Here is an 18,245-nt window from a genome sequence, read left to right as displayed (position 1 = left end):
ATAGCGGAAGCGTCTTGAGATGGACGTGAAAGTTATCCGGGTTGTGATTGTATCGATGTATCTCAAGATGATTCGAACTCTATGTTTGACTCAATTGGAATACGGCACAACGCGAGAACTCAACCTGTAGCGACTGTCGATGAGACAGACTCGTTATAGGGTCAAGCGAACAAGTGCATGTGGTGGATGCCTTGGCGATCACAGGCGATGAAGGACGCGGTAGCCTGCGAAAAGCTACGGGGAGCTGGCAAACAAGCTTTGATCCGTAGATGTCCGAATGGGGAAACCCACTCCTTTTGGAGTATCCATGGCTGAATACATAGGCCATGCGAAGCGAACGCGGTGAACTGAAACATCTAAGTAACCGCAGGAAAAGAAATCAACCGAGATTCCCAAAGTAGTGGCGAGCGAAATGGGATGAGCCTTGCACTCTTTATTTGTATTGTTAGCCGAACGCTCTGGAAAGTGCGGCCATAGCAGGTGATAGCCCTGTAGGCGAAAACAGTATGAAAAGAACTAGGTGTGCGACAAGTAGGGCGGGACACGTGAAATCCTGTCTGAAGATGGGGACCATCCTCCAAGGCTAAATACTCGTGATCGACCGATAGTGAACCAGTACCGTGAGGGAAAGGCGAAAAGAACCCCGGGAGGGGAGTGAAATAGATCCTGAAACCGCATGCATACAAACAGTCGGAGCCTCGTAAGGGGTGACGGCGTACCTTTTGTATAATGGGTCAGCGACTTACGTTCAGTAGCAAGCTTAACCGTATAGGGCAGGCGTAGCGAAAGCGAGTCCGAATAGGGCGTTCAGTTGCTGGGCGTAGACCCGAAACCAGGTGATCTATCCATGGCCAGGATGAAGGTGCGGTAACACGTACTGGAGGTCCGAACCCACTAACGTTGAAAAGTTAGGGGATGAGCTGTGGATAGGGGTGAAAGGCTAAACAAACCTGGAAATAGCTGGTTCTCTCCGAAAACTATTTAGGTAGTGCCTCGTGTCTCACCTTCGGGGGTAGAGCACTGTCATGGTTGGGGGGTCTATTGCAGATTACCCCGCCATAGCAAACTCCGAATACCGAAGAGTGCAATCACGGGAGACAGACATCGGGTGCTAACGTCCGGTGTCAAGAGGGAAACAACCCAGACCGCCAGCTAAGGTCCCCAAATATAGCTAAGTGGGAAACGAAGTGGGAAGGCTAAAACAGTCAGGAGGTTGGCTTAGAAGCAGCCACCCTTTAAAGAAAGCGTAATAGCTCACTGATCGAGTCGTCCTGCGCGGAAGATGTAACGGGGCTAAGCTATATACCGAAGCTGCGGATGCGTGCTTAGCACGCATGGTAGGAGAGCGTTCCGTAAGCCTGCGAAGGTGCTTTGTAAAGGGTGCTGGAGGTATCGGAAGTGCGAATGCTGACATGAGTAGCGATAAAGGGGGTGAAAGGCCCCCTCGCCGTAAGCCCAAGGTTTCCTACGCAACGTTCATCGGCGTAGGGTGAGTCGGCCCCTAAGGCGAGGCAGAAATGCGTAGCTGATGGGAAGCAGGTCAATATTCCTGCACCATTGTTAGATGCGATGGGGGGACGGATCGCGGAAGGTTGTCCGGGTGTTGGAAGTCCCGGTCGCTGCATTGGAGAAGGCGCTTAGGCAAATCCGGGCGCGGAATTCAAGGGTGTGGCGCGAGCTCCTTAGGGAGCGAAGCAATTGGAAGTGGTTCCAAGAAAAGCCTCTAAGCTTCAGTCTAACGATGACCGTACCGCAAACCGACACAGGTGGGCGAGATGAGTATTCTAAGGCGCTTGAGAGAACTCGGGAGAAGGAACTCGGCAAATTGGTACCGTAACTTCGGGATAAGGTACGCCCTTGTAGCTTGACTGGCTTGCGCCAGAAGGGTGAAGGGGTTGCAATAAACTGGTGGCTGCGACTGTTTAATAAAAACACAGCACTCTGCAAACACGAAAGTGGACGTATAGGGTGTGACGCCTGCCCGGTGCCGGAAGATTAAATGATGGGGTGCAAGCTCTTGATTGAAGTCCCGGTAAACGGCGGCCGTAACTATAACGGTCCTAAGGTAGCGAAATTCCTTGTCGGGTAAGTTCCGACCTGCACGAATGGCGTAACGATGGCCACACTGTCTCCTCCCGAGACTCAGCGAAGTTGAAGTGTTTGTGATGATGCAATCTACCCGCGGCTAGACGGAAAGACCCCATGAACCTTTACTGTAGCTTTGCATTGGACTTTGAACCGATCTGTGTAGGATAGGTGGGAGGCTATGAAACCGGAACGCTAGTTTCGGTGGAGCCGTCCTTGAAATACCACCCTGGTTTGTTTGAGGTTCTAACCTTGGCCCGTGATCCGGGTCGGGGACAGTGCATGGTAGGCAGTTTGACTGGGGCGGTCTCCTCCCAAAGCGTAACGGAGGAGTACGAAGGTACGCTAGGTACGGTCGGAAATCGTGCTGATAGTGCAATGGCATAAGCGTGCTTAACTGCGAGACCGACAAGTCGAGCAGGTGCGAAAGCAGGTCATAGTGATCCGGTGGTTCTGTATGGAAGGGCCATCGCTCAACGGATAAAAGGTACTCTGGGGATAACAGGCTGATACCGCCCAAGAGTTCATATCGACGGCGGTGTTTGGCACCTCGATGTCGGCTCATCTCATCCTGGGGCTGTAGCCGGTCCCAAGGGTATGGCTGTTCGCCATTTAAAGAGGTACGTGAGCTGGGTTTAAAACGTCGTGAGACAGTTTGGTCCCTATCTGCCGTGGGCGTTGGATATTTGAAGGGGGCTGCTCCTAGTACGAGAGGACCGGAGTGGACGAACCTCTGGTGTACCGGTTGTCACGCCAGTGGCATCGCCGGGTAGCTATGTTCGGAAGAGATAACCGCTGAAAGCATCTAAGCGGGAAACTCGCCTTAAGATGAGATATCCCTGGGGACTAGATCCCCTTGAAGGGTCGTTCGAGACCAGGACGTTGATAGGTCAGGTGTGTAAGCGCAGTAATGCGTTCAGCTAACTGATACTAATTGCCCGTAAGGCTTGATCCTATAACAAGTCTGCCTTGTAGATCGGCGCCGTGCGACAGCACTGGCTGCGATCCAAAGCGATAAGTTGGATTCTCGTGTGTGATACACACAACTCAAGATTACTGCTTCTTCCAGGATTGGTTGTGCTGCGAAGCCAGCGCAACAACCCCTTTTGCCTGATGACCATAGCGAGTCGGTCCCACCCCTTCCCATCCCGAACAGGACCGTGAAACGACTCTACGCCGATGATAGTGCGGATTCCCGTGTGAAAGTAGGTAATCGTCAGGCTCCCTAAGCCAGAGACCCCCGCCCGAAAGGCGGGGGTTTTTGCATTTCAGCGACGGAAATGCGCGGGGGACCGGGATGGGCGGCCGGCTTGATACAGCTCCGCGGCACTCCTACCTCCAGGCACGTTTCGCCGCACCGCACGTCAATCTGGCGAGACTGAGGCGTGGAATGCGTCGATCCAGGCCTTCAATGTTCTCGGCCATTGGCTGCGCCGCACGTCAACCTGGCTGGAATCGGAGCGTCGAATGCGGCGACTCAGGTCACCGCTGTTCTCGAGCGATCTGCAGCGCTGCGCTAATGAGATCTCCCAACGCTCTCCCTGTACCACACATCAATCGACCCCCAGTAGTCCACATCAGACGTCGATTCAATTAGACGTCGATTTATCCGGAATGGCAGCGGAATGGCTGATGATGTGCGACGTTTGTCGAAAATGACTGGCGATTGATGTGTCCGGGCAAATGGCATCTTGAACCATCTACCGGTCCTTCGACACGATGCATCGACGCAATCGTCGGCGCACACAACGAACTCAGCGCCAAATCGTCATAAAAATCTATGCGCATAAAGTCCATTCGCGCGACAGGCCCGGCAGAGCGGAGCGCGCGCCCTTCGGGGTAATATCGCCTTTCGTCCCGATTCCCGGCGTTTCCAGGCAACCGCCGGCGGTCGGTGTCCTCCGTATTCCGTCTCCCGTACCGTTCATGACTGACAGCCCTGCCCAAGGTGGTCGGACGACCGACTTCTTGCCGTATCTCGTCGCCGCAACGTTCTTCATGGAGTACCTCGACACGACGGTGATCGCGACCGCGCTGCCGCAAATGGCGCGCTCGTTCGGCGTCGGGCCGAACGCGCTGAGCCTCGGAATGACGGCCTACATGCTGGCGCTTGCCGTATTCATCCCGATCAGCGGCTGGATCGCGGACCGCTATGGCTCGCGCACGGTGTTCGCCAGCGCGATCGTCGTCTTTACCGGTGCGTCGGTGCTGTGCGGGTTGTCCGAGGGTGTCGTGACATTCACCGCTGCGCGCCTGCTGCAAGGCGTCGGCGGGGCGATGATGGTGCCGGTCGGGCGGATGATCGTCGTTCGCAGCACCGAGAAGGCAAAGCTGATGCGCGCGATCGCGACGATCACGTGGCCAGGCATCGTCGCCCCTGTCGTCGGGCCGCCGATCGGCGGCTTCATCACGACCTATGCGTCGTGGCGATGGATCTTCCTGCTGAACGTCCCGTTCGGGATTGCGGCACTGGTCTGCACCTGGCTGATTGTCCGGAACACGCGAGCAGACGAGCAACGGCCACTCGACTGGGTGGGTTTCATGCTCGCCGGGGGCGCGCTGACCTGTCTGCTGATCGGCACCGAAGCGGCCGGCCAGCAGGACGTTCACTTTACGCGTGCGGCAGTCCTAGTGGGCGCAAGCGTGCTGTTCGGCATTGCCGCATGGTGGCATGCGCAACGTTGCACGCATCCGTTGCTCGACTTCACGACATTGAAGGTGCCGACCTTCTCGGTGACGGTGATCACCGGGTCGATCACGCGGATGGCCATCAATGCCGTGCCGTACCTGCTGCCGCTGTTGTTCCAGATCGGCTTCGGGTTGTCGCCATTCCAGTCCGGCCTGCTGCTGCTCGCAAGCGCGCTCGGCAATCTCGGGATGAAGGCGGGAACGTCGTGGATTCTCGATCGCTTTGGCTTCCGGCGCGTTGCGCTCGTCGACGTGACGATAGTCGGCCTGTTCACGATCGCATGCGGCTGGCTGACCGCATCGACGCCACTGGCGATCACGCTAGTCGTCGTATTCGTCTACGGACTGACGCGGTCGATGCAGTTCACGACGCTCGCGACGCTGGCCTATGCGGATATCCCGGCCCGGCAGACAAGCGCGGCGAGCACGCTGTGGAGCGCTGCTCAGCAGATGACGATCGGGATGGGCATTGCGTTCGGTGCGTTGTCGCTTCGACTCGCGGCGCTGGTGCGGGGCGATGCGGCCGGCGTGCACTACGTGCTTGACGACTTCCGCTGGGCGTTCGTCGCGGCGGGCGTGCTCGCGTTGCTGACGTTGCCGGGCTACGCACGGCTCGCTTCCGATGCGGGCGACCGGCTGCGGGCGAATGTGGCGCGCGGGTAGGCCGCGTTTTCTGTCGACTGTTGCTGCGACAGGTGAGTGTCGGAGCGCTCTGTCGCTCACTTTGAACGTGGGTCCGACGTGTAGCGACAGTTTCGACGGGAAGCGGAAATGGTCATCTGCCACGGTGGACGAGTGAACTGATTGCGCGGTGATTCCTGCTTGCCAGGAACCCCGATCGATCACGCGCGATTGGCACGTCGGATGCGCGATATTTCCGCGCGAGTCCGCCGGTGTGATGAATGGCGCGACAACGTCGTGCTCGCCCCGGTCGCCGTTACAGCGCGTCATGGAAGATGATGCCGACCGTGTGGCGGTGGCCGCTCCGGATCCGGCTGACGCCGTGGCGCAGGTTGACACGATAGACGCCGCGCGTTCCCTGCACGGGCCTGCCGTGCACGGCGAAGATGACGGCGTCGCCTTGTGTCAGCGGCACCACTTCCGCGCGCGACTGCATGCGTGGTCGCTGTTCCGTCAGAACGAATTCGCCACCGGTGAAATCACGGCCCGGCGCCGACAACAGGATCGCGACCTGGAGCGGAAACACGTGCTCGCCATACAGGTCCTGATGAAGGCAGTTGTAGTCGTCGGCGCCGTATTGCAGGATCAGCGGCGTCGGTCGCGTTTGTCCTGCTGCATGGCAGCGATCGAGGAAGGCCGCGTGGTCTGCCGGATAGCGGACGTCGATCCCGAGGGCCTTGTTCCAGCGATTCGCGATTGGCGCGAGATGCGGATAGATCGTCGCACGCAGTTCGGCGATGGCCACGGGGAGCGGATACGCGAAATACTTGTATTCGCCGCGACCAAATCCGTGCCGCGCCATCACGACGCGCGAGCGATAGAGCGCATCGTGAGGATAGAGCGACGCGAGCGCCGCGCATTCGCTTGCCGAGATCAGGCCCGGCACGCGCACGCATCCGTAGCGATCGAGATCGGCATCGACGGTCGTCCAGTCGATCGCGTCGACGCGTTGCGCGATTTCCACCGATTCGACGGCAGGTTGCAGGTCGGCAATGTTCACGGGCATTCCTCGGTTCGTCGGCAATGTGGCGCCATATAGTCGTGCGGATGCGTTGGCCACGTTGTCCGCACGATGGAGCCTACGACAAATGTTGATGAGCCCAGTCTATGGGTGTACTCGCGCCGGCGCGTTCCAGATCTTGCGCTTCAATTCGGGAAACGAAGAAGGTGAGCGCTCGCGACGGCATGGACGCACGGGATGCGTCGACGGGGCCAATCGGAAAGGCGGAAAGGCGGAAAGGCGGAAAGGCGGAAAGGCGGAAAGGCGGAAAGGCGGAAAGGCGGAAAGGCGGAAAGGCCCAGAGCCGAGGGACGACTCTTCCGCAGCAGGTAGCCGGCTCCTGCCAGCCACCCGCCGCATCACGGCTTACGCCACCGACCGGAACAACCAATAGAGCCCGCCGGCAAGCACGATCGACGCCGGCAGCGTGAGCACCCACGCCAGCACGAGGCTGCGCACCGTGCTCCATTGCAAGCCCGATCCGTTCGCCGCCATCGTGCCGGCGACGCCCGACGACAACACGTGCGTCGTCGACACCGGCAATCCGTACACATCGGCCGCGCCGATCGTGAGCATCGCGACGAGTTCGGCCGATGCGCCCTGTCCGTACGTCAGATGCTGCTTGCCGATTTTTTCGCCGACGGTCACGACGATCCGCTTCCAGCCCACCATCGTGCCGAGGCCCAGTGCGATCGCGACCGCAACCTTCACCCACGTCGGAATGAACTTGGTCGCGTGGTCGAGCTGCTTGCGATAGTTGTCGATCGCGAGCTTGTCGTCGGCGGCGAACGCGGGCTGACCAGACTTCTCGATCAGGCGGATTGCTTCGGATACCAGATACATCGTGTTGCGCACGTTGTCGACGTCGCGTTGCGGCACGGCCGCCATCGAGCCCGATGCACCGACCGCGGTCGCGAGCGACGTGGACAACTGCTGAACGGCGGGGATCACGGCCGGCGTCAGTTCGCGATGCTGTACGTAAAGCTCGACGTCGGCGCGCGGGTTCGCGGACGGTGCAACGCCGTTCGTGTACTTCCCGAACGTCGCGGCTGCCTGGTTCGCGACCGCCACGAAGGTCTGTGTCTCGGCCGGCGTCACGGCCTTGTTCAGCGCATACGCGGTCGGCACCGTGCCGATCAGGATCAGCATGATGAGCCCCATCCCTTTCTGGCCGTCGTTCGAGCCGTGCGCGAACGACACGCCCGTGCAGGTCAGGATCAGCAGGCAACGAATCCAGAACGGCGGCGGCTGGTCCTTCGGCGGCTCCTTGTACAACTCCGGAATCCGCACGAGCGTTTTCAGCACGAGCAGCAGCAGCGCCGCGCACAGGAAGCCGACGAGCGGCGAGAGCAGCAGCGACTTGCCGACGCCGAGCGCCTGGCCCCAGTCGACGCCGCTCGTGCCGGACGGCCCGTGCATCAGCTGGTTCATCAGCCCGACGCCGATGATCGACCCGATCAGCGTATGCGAGCTCGACGACGGCAACCCGAAATACCAGGTCGCGAGATTCCATACGATCGCGGCGATCAGCAGCGCGAACACCATTGCGAAGCCCGCACCGCTGCCGACCTGCAGGATCAGCTCGACCGGCAGCAGTTGCAGGATGCCGAACGCGACGGCGCCGCTCGAGATCATCACGCCGAGGAAATTCCACATGCCCGACCAGATCACCGCGACGTTCGGCGTCAGCGAGTGCGTATAGATCACGGTCGCTACCGCGTTCGCGGTGTCGTGGAAACCGTTGACGAATTCGAAGCCGAGCGCGATCAGCAGCGCGGCGCCGAGCATCAGGTACGGGAACAGCGATCCCTCGCGCATCGGCGACAGATCGTCGACCAGGTGCGTGGCGATATAGACCGCACCGATCGCGAGCACCAGCAGGAAGACGACGTAGCCGAGCTGTTTGGTGCGCTCGACGGAACCCGAATTGTTCGGGGCAGACGAAGCAGGTTGATTCATGACGGTATCTCGTAAGGGAACCTCGATCGATCCTAGCTTTGGCTAGCAGTCAGTTTGATGACAGCAGGGAGAACGAACGGAATGTCTTGCCGCGATGTAAGGTGAACGTCGCCAGGCAATGGCGATACGACGCGTCGCGTCGGCTCGTGTCGTGGTCGATATCGCAAACGCGACACGGCAGGCGGCTACGTCGCCATGTCGCGCCGATCGTCGCGCTCGTGATCGTGCCGAACATCAAGTACCCGGCCAATCCGCCGTCGGTCGGCGAGCCCGACACGATCGGCTATCGCACGGGGTTGTTCTTCCTGATGATCGCGATCCCGGTCGCGACGATGGTGTTCTCGGTCAGCGTGCGCCGCCATCTGCTGGCGAAGCTCGGGCAGTGGAACGCGTCGATCGTCGCCGGGCTCGTGTTCGTCGCGATCATCGCGGCCGTGCAGATCGGGCTGCCGTCGGTCAGCGAGTTGCCGGCCGGTTTCCCGGCGGCCTTGCTCTGGAAATTCCGCGTGGCGGCCATCGGCATGCAGGTGATCATGTGGACGACGATCGGCCTGTTGTTCGGCGCATGGGTCGAGCGCGGCGAACGCGTCGGCATGCGCGCCGCCTGACGCACAGCGCAACGGAGCGCGCCTAGCGCAGCATGCGTGGCGCGCTCCACGTCGATTCGCGCGCCAGCGCGACGAACGCGGCCAGATAGTCGACCGACGCATCCGCGTCGCGGATGCCGAGGAAGATCTGCTTCGCGATTCCCTTCTTGCCCAGCTTGACCGGCACGACCGGCATCCGGTCCGCGTATTCGTCGGCAAGCCATCTCGGCAGCGCGGCCACGCCGCGCCCGCTCGCGACCATCTGCAGCATGATGTCGGTCGTTTCGATCGACTTGTGCCGCCTCGGCACGATGCCGGCCGGCGTCAGGAACTGGTTGTAGATGTCGAGTCGGTCGGTTTCGACCGGGTAGGTGATCAGGATCTCGTCGGTCAGCTGCTCGGGCGTTACATAGTCGGCGTTCGCGAACCGGTGTGAATCGGCGACCACCAGCACCTGCTCGTAGTCGAACACGGGATCGAAGCGCAGGCCCGGCTTGTTCAGCGGATCGGGCGTCACGAGCACGTCGATGTCATAGCCGAACAGCGCGCCGATGCCGCCGAACTGGAAGCGCTGCTTCACGTCGACGTCGACGTCGGGCCAGCGCGACAGGTACGGCGACACGACCTTCAGCAGCCACTGGTAGCACGGGTGGCACTCCATCCCGATGCGCAGCGTGCCGCGCTCGCCCTTTGCGTACTGCTTCATCCGCTCCTCGGCGAGCTCGAACTGCGGCAGCAGCCGATGCGCCAGCTTCAGCAGATACTGCCCGCCCTGCGTGAGCCGCAGGCCGCGACCCTCCCGATCCCAGATCGGTGTGCCGAGCTGCTGCTCGATTTTCCGGACGGTATGGCTGAGCGCCGATTGCGTGAGGTGCAGCGCATTTGCGGCCGCGGTCAGCGAGCCCTGGCGCTCGACCTCACGAATGACGACGAGATGGAATCGTTCCAGCATGGGTATCGCTCGCGCAATAGATACATGAACAGTTTTAATGGATGAATGAAATAATGCCATTTTATTTCATGTGTTGAAATCCCTATCATGGCTGCCGGACATTCAATTTCCCTTCTGGACGGCAGCTCATGGTCACGACACACAACCTCGGTTTTCCGCGCATCGGCGCGAAGCGCGAACTCAAGTTCGGTCTCGAACGCTACTGGAAAGGTGAATCGTCGCGCGACGAGCTGAAGGCGCTTGGCGCCGAGTTGCGCCAGCGTCACTGGAACGATCAGCGCGGCCTGGACCTGGCGCCGATCGGCGACTTCGCGTTCTACGATCAGGTGCTGGACATGAGCTTCACGCTCGGCAACCTGCCGAAGCGCGTGCAGGGTTTCCACGGCGACGTGCTCGACAACTATTTCCGTGTCGCGCGCGGCCGTTCGGCGCAGTCGGCGGACGCGCATGCCGCGTGCTGCGGCGGCGTCGCGGCCGGTGAAATGACGAAGTGGTTCGACACGAACTACCACTACATCGTGCCGGAATTCCACGCGGACACGAACTTCTCGCTCGATCCGTCGCGTCTGCTCCAGCAACTGGCGGAAGCGCAGGCGCAGGGCGTGGCCGCGAAGCCGGTGATCCTCGGCCCCGTCACGTATCTGTGGCTCGGCAAGGCGAAGGACGATTCCGACCGCCTCGCGCTGCTGCCGAAGCTGCTGCCGGTGTACGGCGCGCTGCTCGACACGCTGACCGCGCAGGGCGTCGAATGGGTGCAGATCGACGAGCCGATCCTCGTCACCGAACTCGACGCCGAGTGGCAACAAGCCTTCGAGACCGCGTACGCCGCGCTCGAAACGCGTCGCATCAAGGTGCTGCTCGCGACGTACTTTGGCCAACTGCAGGGCAATCTGGCGCTCGCGAGTTCGCTGTCGGTCGACGGCCTGCATGTCGATGCGATCAACGCACGCGACGAAGTCGCCGCGCTGGTGCGTGAACTGCCGGCCTCGCGCGTGCTGTCGGTGGGTGCGATCAACGGCCGCAACATCTGGAAGACCGACCTGAACGCGACGCTCGACTGGCTCGAGCCGCTCGCGAAGCAACTGGGCGATCGCCTGTGGCTCGCGCCGTCGTGCTCGCTGCTGCACGTGCCGGTCGATCTCGCGAGCGAGGAGAAGCTCGATGCGGAAATCCGGTCATGGCTCGCGTTCGCGCTACAGAAGCTCGACGAGCTGAAGGTACTCGCGACCGCACTGAACGAAGGCCGCGACAAGGTGGCCGATGCGCTGGCCGCGAACGCCGCCGCGATTCATTCGCGTCGCTATTCGCCGCGCGTGAACAACCCGGTGGTGAAGGCCGCGATCGCCCGGATCGATGCGCAGCTCGGCAACCGCGTGAGCCCCTATACGCAGCGCGCGCCGAAGCAGTCGGCACGCCTGAACCTGCCCGCGTTCCCGACGACGACGATCGGCTCGTTCCCGCAGACCGGCGAAATCCGCCAGGCCCGCAGCCAGTTCAAGGCCGGCGCGCTGGATGAAGCCGGCTACCGCGCGGCGATGCGCGCCGAGATCGAGCGCAGCGTCCGCGAGCAGGAATCGCTCGAACTCGACGTGCTCGTGCACGGCGAAGCCGAGCGCAACGACATGGTCGAATACTTCGGCGAGCAGCTCGACGGCTACGCGTTCAGCCAGTTCGGCTGGGTGCAGTCGTACGGATCGCGCTGCGTGAAGCCGCCGATCCTGTTCGGCGACATCAGCCGCCCGAAGGCGATGACGGTCGAGTGGATCACGTACGCGCAGTCGCTGACGAACAAGCCGATAAAGGGCATGCTGACCGGCCCGGTGACGATCCTGAACTGGTCGTTCGTGCGCGACGACCAGCCGCGCTCGGTGTCGTGCTACCAGCTTGCGCTGGCGATCCGTGAAGAAGTGCTCGATCTCGAGAAGGCCGGCGTGCGCGTGATCCAGATCGACGAGGCGGCGCTGCGCGAAGGGCTGCCGCTGCGCCGCGCGCAGTGGGACGCGTACCTGAAGTGGGCGGTCGAATCGTTCCGCATCACCGCGAACGGCGTACAGGACGATACGCAGATCCACACGCACATGTGCTATTCGGAGTTCAACGACATCATCGCGTCGATCGCCGACATGGATGCGGACGTGATCACGATCGAGACGTCGCGCTCGGACATGGAGCTGCTCGATGCGTTCGACGACTTCAAGTATCCGAACGAAATCGGGCCAGGCGTGTACGACATTCATTCGCCGAACATCCCGACGCAGGAGCATATCGTCGGCCTGATGAAGAAGGCGGCTGAGCGGATTCCGGCGGAACGCCTGTGGGTGAACCCGGACTGCGGCCTGAAGACGCGCCAGTGGGCGGAAGTGATTCCGGCGCTGACGAACATGGTCGCCGCCGCGAAGACGCTGCGCAACCCGGTGCAGTAACGCGCGAAGGTCGCGTGCCGGCCGCCGCGATCGATGATCGGGCGCGGCGGCCGACGGCGCGACTCATTCCGTGACGGGCTGGCCCGGTGTCACGGGCAATGTGCGGTCACGCGCGCTCGTGTTCGAGCGGCTCCGCGAGCGTTTCGGGTGATGGCGTCTCGGCAATGATGCGGCGTTCGCGTGCGAGGTCGAGCGACCTCGACAGCAGCCAGTACGCAGCCCCCGCGACCACCAGGCCGACGAGCCACGCGATATCCACGCCGCCGAGCATTCGAGCGAACGGCCCGACGAAAATCTCGCGGTTCGCCTCGGCGTCGAAGATGTAGAAGAACGGCACCATCGCCGCGAAGCCGACGAGGTAGGCGACGATGCCGCGCGGTTGCCACGCGCCGTAGAGCCCGTTCGGCGTGAAGAAGTGCGCGATCGCATAGTGCCCGCGGCGTACGAAGAAATAGTCGACGAGATTCACGGCGGTCCACGGCACGAGGAAGTAGAGCATCAGCGTCAGGAACGTCTGCAGCAGCGCGATGCCGTTGCCGCGGATCGCGAATACGCAGGCCAGCACGAACGTGCTGATCGCGATGATCGATGCAACGCGCGCGCGGCGCGTCGGCCGGATCGGCACGATCGAATCGGCGGCGGTCAGCACGGTCAGCATCGCGCTGTACGCGTTGAGCGCGATGATCGGCAGGAAGCCGACCAGCGACACGATCGCGATCAGCTTGCCGAGGCCCGGCATGAGTGACGTGCCGACGTCGTTCATCGCGACCAGCGCATCGGCCGCATGCAGCTTCTGCGCGAGCCACGCGCCGAGGCCGATCATCCAGGTGCCCGACAGCGACGCGCCGGCGAAGATCACTGCGATCAGCTTTGCACGGCTCGTGTTTTTCGGCAGATAACGCGAATAGTCCGACACATACGGCGCATACGAAATGTTGTAGCTCGCGGCGATCGCGAATTGCGTTGCGAACGCGATCCAGTTGAAGCCCGGAGCGGCAACCGGTGCAATGGTGGCAGGGGCCGGCGTCGCGTGGCCGAACGCGAGTGCGAGTGTCACGAGCGCATAGAGCGGCAGTGTCGCGATCAGCGCCCACGTGAAAGTCCGATGCATCAGGTCATGGCCGTAGATGGCGAGCAGCGCGCCCGTCGTCACGGCGGCGACGGCGACGAAGCCGCCGTCGATCCCGAATACGTTGTGCACGCCGTCGACCATCAACGACACGTTGACGACATTGAAGCCGACGAATACGAATAGTGTCGCGAGCAGCGCGACGATCACGCCGCGATAGCCGAACTGCGCGCGCGACTGGATCATCTGCGGCAGCCCCATCTCGGGCCCCTGCGAGCCGTGAAACGCCATGAAGATCGTGCCGAACATGATCCCGAGCGCGCCTGCGAGCGTCGTCCAGCCGGCGGACAGGCCCATGCCGGGCCCGACAAAACCGATCGAGATCGTGAAGAAATGGAAGTTGCCGAGGAACCAGAACGGCCCCTGGCTGGCGAGCTTTGCGTGGCGCTCGTGTTCGGGAATGTAGTCGATCGAGTGGTGCTCGATCGCGAGGCCAGCCGATTCGGTGCGACCGAGATCGAGGGTATCGGGGCGGGTCATGACGACTTGTCTCCTGGGTCGTGCGCGGTTCGGCATTGCGACCGCGTGCGCCAGCCTGCCGTGACGCCTTCGTGGCAAGCGATGAATAGCGTGGAACGGGAGGCGGTGCGCCGCACCGCCGGGGTGTGCAACGAAAAACGGGCAGGCGAGGTGCCTGCCCGTTGCGGGACGTTACGCGGTGCGTACGCTGCGCGGCAGCGGCGTTTCCTTCCGGTTCGCCGCGCCCGCATCGTCGATGCTCACACGGCGCGAGATCAGCCACACGCACAGCGACGACAGGATCGCGGCGCTCGTGTACTGGAGCGCGAGCGGCCACCATTGCGGCGCGGTGTTCTGCGCGATGATGGTCGCGACGAGCGGCGTCAGGCCGCCGGCGAGCGCGCCGCACACCTGATACGCAATCGAAATCGCCGTGTAGCGGATGCGTGCGACGAAGATGCCGCTGACGAAGCCCGCGACCACCGAGTAGTAGCCCGATTCCGCGAGCGTCGCGAGGCCGACGCCGACCGTGATCGACAGCGGCGAGCCCATGTGAACGAGCGGCAGCATGACGAACGGGACGATCGCGGCCCAAGCGCCGGTGATCAGCAGCACGCGCGTGGTGCCGAAGCGCTGCGCGAGGAACGCGGCCGCGAGCTGCACGACGAACTGCAGCACGGCGACGATCGTCATGCAATGCAGCACCATCGACCGGTCGAGCGACAGGAACTGCGTCGCGTAGCTGATCATGAAGATGTTGCTGAAATACACGCCGGCGATGCCGTACACGTTCGCACCGATCGCGAGCAGCAGCAGCGGCCAGTACTTGAGCGCTTCGCGCAGCGGTTTTTGCGCGATGTTGCCGCTCTTCTTGACTTCCTCGAACTCGGGCGATTCCGACACGCTCGCGCGGATCACGAAGCCGACGATCAGCAGTACGGAACTTGCCAGGAACGGCACGCGCCAGCCCCAGCTCATCATGTCGTCCTTCGACAGCGTGCTGATCGCGCCGAATGCGAGCATCGACAGGATCAGGCCGCTCGCGCTGCCAAGCTGCGCGAACGACGCGAAGAACGTGCGCTTGCCTTCCGGCGCGTGCTCGCCGGCGAGCAGCACCGCGCCGCCCCATTCGCCGCCGACCGCGATGCCTTGCAGCACGCGCATCAGCACGAGCAGGATCGGTGCGATCACGCCGGCTTGCGCATGAGTCGGCAGCAGGCCGATCGCGACGGTCGACACGGCCATCAGCATCAGCGTCGCGAGCAGCGAGCGCTTGCGGCCGAAGCGGTCGCCGAGGTAGCCGAACATCACGCCGCCGAGCGGCCGCGCGAAGAAGCCGACCGCGAACGAGCCGAACGACGCGAGCAGGCTGATGAAGCGGTTTTCGCCGGGGAAGAACAACGGCCCGAACACGATGGCGGCGGCGGTCGCGTAGCTATAGAAGTCGTACCACTCGATCGTGGTGCCGACGAACGACGCGAGCGCCGCCCGCTTGGGTTGCTTGACGGAAGTCCCCATCTTGATTTGTGCTCCTCTGAATGCCCTGATTTGGAATAGGTGTCGGCGCGGGGATCAGTCGCGGTATGCGACGCCCGGCAGCACGCACAGCAGCTCGTACGCGAGGTTCGCGCCGAGCAGCGCAGTGGTGCCGAACGGGTCGTACGGCGGCGCGACTTCGACGAGATCGCAACCGACGATGTTCAACCCCTTCGCGCCGCGGATGATCTCGAGCGCCTGCGGCACCGTGAGGCCCGCGATTTCCGGCGTGCCGGTGCCCGGTGCGTAGGCCGGGTCGATGCCGTCGATGTCGAACGTGATGTAGACGGGCGTGTCGCCGATGCGCGCGCGCACTTCTTCCATCAGCGGCGCGAGCGACTTGTTCCAGCATTCCTCGGCCTGGACGACGCGGAAGCCCTGCTCGCGGCACCAGTCGAAATCCTCGGCGGCGTAACCCGTGCCGCGCAGGCCGATCTGCGTGACCTTGTCGCCGTGCAGCAGGCCTTCCTCGACCGCGCGGCGGAACGGCGTGCCGTGCGCGATCTTTTCTCCCATCATCGTGTCGTTCACGTCGGCGTGTGCATCGACGTGGATCAATGCAACCTTGCCGTGCTTGCGGTGGATCGCGCGCAGGATCGGCAGCGCGATCGTATGGTCGCCGCCGAGCGTGATCGGCTTGCAGTCGTGCTCGAGGATCGCGTCGTACGCGGCTTCGATGCGTGCGATGGAATCGTGCAGGTTGTACGGATTGATCGCGACGTCGCCGATGTCGGCGATCTGCAGCGAGTCGAACGGTGCCGCGCGCGTGGCCATGTTGTACGGGCGCAGCAGCACGGATTCGGTTCGGATCTGGCGCGGGCCGAAGCGCGCGCCGGTGCGGTTGGAGGTGCCGAGATCGAACGGCACGCCGACGAAACAGGCGTCGAGGCCTTCGGCGCTCGCCACGTGCGGCAGGCGCATCATCGTCGCGATGCCGCCGCAGCGCGGCATTTCATTGCCGCCGAGCGGCTGGAAATGGGTGTGGTCGTTCATGGGCTGTCTCTTCCGATGTGGGGTGCCGTATCATGCGACGCGGCTTGGCGCACAGTTTTACGCGCTCCGCCGGGAAAGAAGAATGCGAAGATATCGACGTAAACATCGATTTTCATCGATGTATGGAAGGGGATGAGCGTGCTGGGGAATCTGTCGACCCTCGATCTGCGGTTGATCCGCGTATTTCTCGCGGTCACGGAAGCGGGCGGCGTATCGGCCGCGCAGGCGGTGCTGAACGTCGGGCAATCGACGATCAGCGCGCAGCTGTCGTCGCTCGAGACGCGGCTCGGCTACCGGCTCTGCGAGCGCGGCCGCAGCGGTTTCCGGCTCACGCCGAAGGGCGAGCGGTTTCACGCAATGAGCCGCAAGCTGCTCGCCGCGCTTGATGAATTCGGGATGGCCGCGCGGCACATGGACCGCCAGCTGGTCGGCACGTTGCACATCGGCCTGATCGGCCATACGCCGGTGAGCCAGAACGCACGGATCGCCGAGGCAATCGCCGCGTTCCGCACCCGCGACGAGGCCGTGCGTTTCTCGATTTCCGTGCGCGCGCCGGGCGATCTAGAGGAAAAGCTGCTGAGCGACGAGATCCAGATCGCGGTCGGCTACTTCTGGCACCGGGTGCCGACGCTGCACTACACGCCGCTGTTCATCGAGCGCCAGGTGGCGTACTGCGGGCGCGGCCATCCGCTGTTCGACGGCGCCGGCGCGTTGACGCCGGCCGACGTCGCGGGCTTCGAATGGGCGTGGCGCTCGTATCCGCTGCCCGAAGCGCAGATGTCGACGACGCCCGACCGCGTGACCGCGACCGCCGACAACATGGAGGCCGTTGCGCTGCTGATCCTGTCCGGCCACCACCTCGGCTATCTGCCGCAGCACTTCGCGGCACCGTACGTCGCGCAAGGGCTGCTCACGCCGCTCAATCCGGAGCAGCTGCGCTACGACGTGACGTTCCACATGGTCGTCGCGCGCAACGGGCGCGGCAATCCGCTCGTGGAAGCGTTTCTCGAGGATCTCGAACACGCGCACCAGCCGCCCGACATCGCGTAGGCCGCCGGCTTCAACAATGTGAACGAGTGTTTCGGCGGCGCGACCCGATCCGGCGCGGCCCACATCGATCGGCGTCGAAGTGACGAACCGGGCCACGCGTTCGGCTTGCGCGTGCCGTCCACCCGCCGGCATCACGGCACCGGCAGCCCCGCGTCATGCTTGACCTCGCGCAGCGACAGCGCGGATTCGATCGACGTCACGCCCGGCAGCATCCGCAGCGACTCGCGCAGGAACGTGCCGTAGTCGTCGAGATCGCGCGCCACGACCTGCAGCAGATAGTCGGCCGTGCCCGCCACGTTGTGGCACGCGAGGATCCGCTCGATGCCGAGCACCTCCCGCTCGAAGCGGTCGGCGGTCTTGCGATCGTGCGTCGCGAACCGCACCAGCACGAACGCGACGACACCGAAACCGAGCGCCTGGCGCGACAGCTGCGCGCGATAGCGCTCGATGTAGCCGTCGCTTTCGAGACGCTTCAGGCGCCGCGCGCACGGGGTCTCGGAGAGGCCTACGGAATCGGCGAGGCGCGCGATCGGCAGGCGGCCGTCGCGCTGCACCGCGGCAAGGATGGCGCGGTCGGTTTTGTCGAGTTCGGTCATGTTGGCGGAATCCTTTTATGGATTCCATAATTGTGGCGGATTCCCCTACGGATCGCCAATCCTGAACCAAAGATGGCCAATAATCCCTCGCACTCTGGCGGCAACAT

The 18,245-nt window shown here is 62.8% G+C and carries 10 protein-coding genes, 2 rRNA genes and 1 pseudogene; 6 read left to right on the top strand and 7 right to left on the bottom strand.

The annotated features are described in order from the left end of the window. The first annotated feature begins 159 nt into the window (after positions 1–159). From LXE91_RS23570 to LXE91_RS23560, 3 genes are all read left to right on the top strand, one after another. A 23S ribosomal RNA gene (locus LXE91_RS23570) occupies positions 160–3,040 on the top strand. 154 nt (positions 3,041–3,194) lie between these two features. After that, positions 3,195–3,307 (top strand): 5S ribosomal RNA (gene rrf, locus LXE91_RS23565). Between the two features lie 704 nt (positions 3,308–4,011). Then, positions 4,012–5,436, top strand: coding sequence for a DHA2 family efflux MFS transporter permease subunit (locus tag LXE91_RS23560; RefSeq protein WP_039339752.1), 1,425 nt, complete (start codon positions 4,012–4,014; stop codon positions 5,434–5,436). Positions 5,437–5,710: 274 nt separating this feature from the next. Here the strand turns inward: LXE91_RS23560 and LXE91_RS23555 are convergent, their stop codons facing one another. Continuing rightward, positions 5,711–6,454, bottom strand: a complete 744-nt coding sequence (locus tag LXE91_RS23555) for a 2OG-Fe(II) oxygenase (RefSeq protein WP_039339776.1) — start codon at positions 6,452–6,454, stop codon at positions 5,711–5,713. Between the two features lie 366 nt (positions 6,455–6,820). Continuing rightward, positions 6,821–8,413: an inorganic phosphate transporter gene (locus LXE91_RS23550; protein ID WP_039339749.1), complete on the bottom strand. Its 1,593-nt coding sequence runs from the start codon at positions 8,411–8,413 to the stop codon at positions 6,821–6,823. Between the two features lie 200 nt (positions 8,414–8,613). Between LXE91_RS23550 and LXE91_RS23545 the strand changes: the two are divergent. Beyond that, positions 8,614–9,021, top strand: a pseudogene (locus tag LXE91_RS23545) (CbtA family protein); the annotation flags it as partial. Positions 9,022–9,043: 22 nt separating this feature from the next. Here LXE91_RS23545 and LXE91_RS23540 read toward each other — a convergent pair. Beyond that, positions 9,044–9,952 (bottom strand): LysR family transcriptional regulator, encoded by a 909-nt coding sequence (locus tag LXE91_RS23540; protein ID WP_039339747.1) that lies wholly within the window; start codon positions 9,950–9,952, stop codon positions 9,044–9,046. A gap of 128 nt (positions 9,953–10,080) precedes the next feature. On the opposite strand from LXE91_RS23540, the gene metE reads away from it, so the two are divergent. Further along, positions 10,081–12,375, top strand: coding sequence for a 5-methyltetrahydropteroyltriglutamate--homocysteine S-methyltransferase (metE, locus tag LXE91_RS23535; protein WP_039339745.1), 2,295 nt, complete (start codon positions 10,081–10,083; stop codon positions 12,373–12,375). Positions 12,376–12,481: 106 nt separating this feature from the next. Here metE and LXE91_RS23530 read toward each other — a convergent pair whose 3' ends face one another. The 3 genes from LXE91_RS23530 to speB all read right to left on the bottom strand — a co-directional run bounded on the left by LXE91_RS23530 (position 12,482) and on the right by speB (position 16,492). Next, a complete protein-coding gene (locus LXE91_RS23530; protein WP_046196904.1) occupies positions 12,482–13,984 on the bottom strand; it encodes a purine-cytosine permease family protein in 1,503 nt (500 codons plus the stop codon). A 171-nt stretch (positions 13,985–14,155) separates the two neighbouring features. Beyond that, positions 14,156–15,481 (bottom strand): MFS transporter, encoded by a 1,326-nt coding sequence (locus tag LXE91_RS23525; RefSeq protein ID WP_039339743.1) that lies wholly within the window; start codon positions 15,479–15,481, stop codon positions 14,156–14,158. A 54-nt stretch (positions 15,482–15,535) separates the two neighbouring features. Then, positions 15,536–16,492, bottom strand: coding sequence for an agmatinase (gene speB, locus LXE91_RS23520; RefSeq protein WP_039339741.1), 957 nt, complete (start codon positions 16,490–16,492; stop codon positions 15,536–15,538). 138 nt (positions 16,493–16,630) lie between these two features. Here speB and LXE91_RS23515 point away from each other — a divergent pair, with 138 nt between their 5' ends. After that, positions 16,631–17,542 carry a LysR family transcriptional regulator gene (locus LXE91_RS23515; protein ID WP_039339770.1) on the top strand — a complete coding sequence of 304 codons (912 nt, stop codon included), beginning with the start codon at positions 16,631–16,633 and terminating at the stop codon, positions 17,540–17,542. A gap of 131 nt (positions 17,543–17,673) precedes the next feature. Here the strand turns inward: LXE91_RS23515 and LXE91_RS23510 are convergent, their stop codons facing one another. Next, positions 17,674–18,138 carry an Lrp/AsnC family transcriptional regulator gene (locus LXE91_RS23510; RefSeq protein ID WP_039339739.1) on the bottom strand — a complete coding sequence of 155 codons (465 nt, stop codon included), beginning with the start codon at positions 18,136–18,138 and terminating at the stop codon, positions 17,674–17,676. Positions 18,139–18,245: the final 107 nt, after the last annotated feature.

This window comes from Burkholderia contaminans (assembly GCF_029633825.1).
GTDB classification, from domain to species: domain Bacteria; phylum Pseudomonadota; class Gammaproteobacteria; order Burkholderiales; family Burkholderiaceae; genus Burkholderia; species Burkholderia contaminans.
The sequence above is the reverse complement of the archived record's forward strand: the minus strand, read 5'-3'. Positions and strand labels throughout refer to the sequence as shown.

Excerpts from the sequence above, each read along its gene's own strand:
- LXE91_RS23540 (WP_039339747.1), bottom strand. The coding sequence starts at position 9,952 with ATGCTGGAACGATTCCATCTCGTCGTCATTCGTGAGGTCGAGCGCCAG.
- LXE91_RS23560 (WP_039339752.1), top strand. The coding sequence starts at position 4,012 with ATGACTGACAGCCCTGCCCAAGGTGGTCGGACGACCGACTTCTTGCCG.
- speB (WP_039339741.1), bottom strand. The coding sequence starts at position 16,492 with ATGAACGACCACACCCATTTCCAGCCGCTCGGCGGCAATGAAATGCCG.
- LXE91_RS23530 (WP_046196904.1), bottom strand. The coding sequence starts at position 13,984 with ATGACCCGCCCCGATACCCTCGATCTCGGTCGCACCGAATCGGCTGGC.
- metE (WP_039339745.1), top strand. The coding sequence starts at position 10,081 with ATGGTCACGACACACAACCTCGGTTTTCCGCGCATCGGCGCGAAGCGC.
- LXE91_RS23510 (WP_039339739.1), bottom strand. The coding sequence starts at position 18,138 with ATGACCGAACTCGACAAAACCGACCGCGCCATCCTTGCCGCGGTGCAG.
- LXE91_RS23550 (WP_039339749.1), bottom strand. The coding sequence starts at position 8,413 with ATGAATCAACCTGCTTCGTCTGCCCCGAACAATTCGGGTTCCGTCGAG.
- LXE91_RS23525 (WP_039339743.1), bottom strand. The coding sequence starts at position 15,481 with ATGGGGACTTCCGTCAAGCAACCCAAGCGGGCGGCGCTCGCGTCGTTC.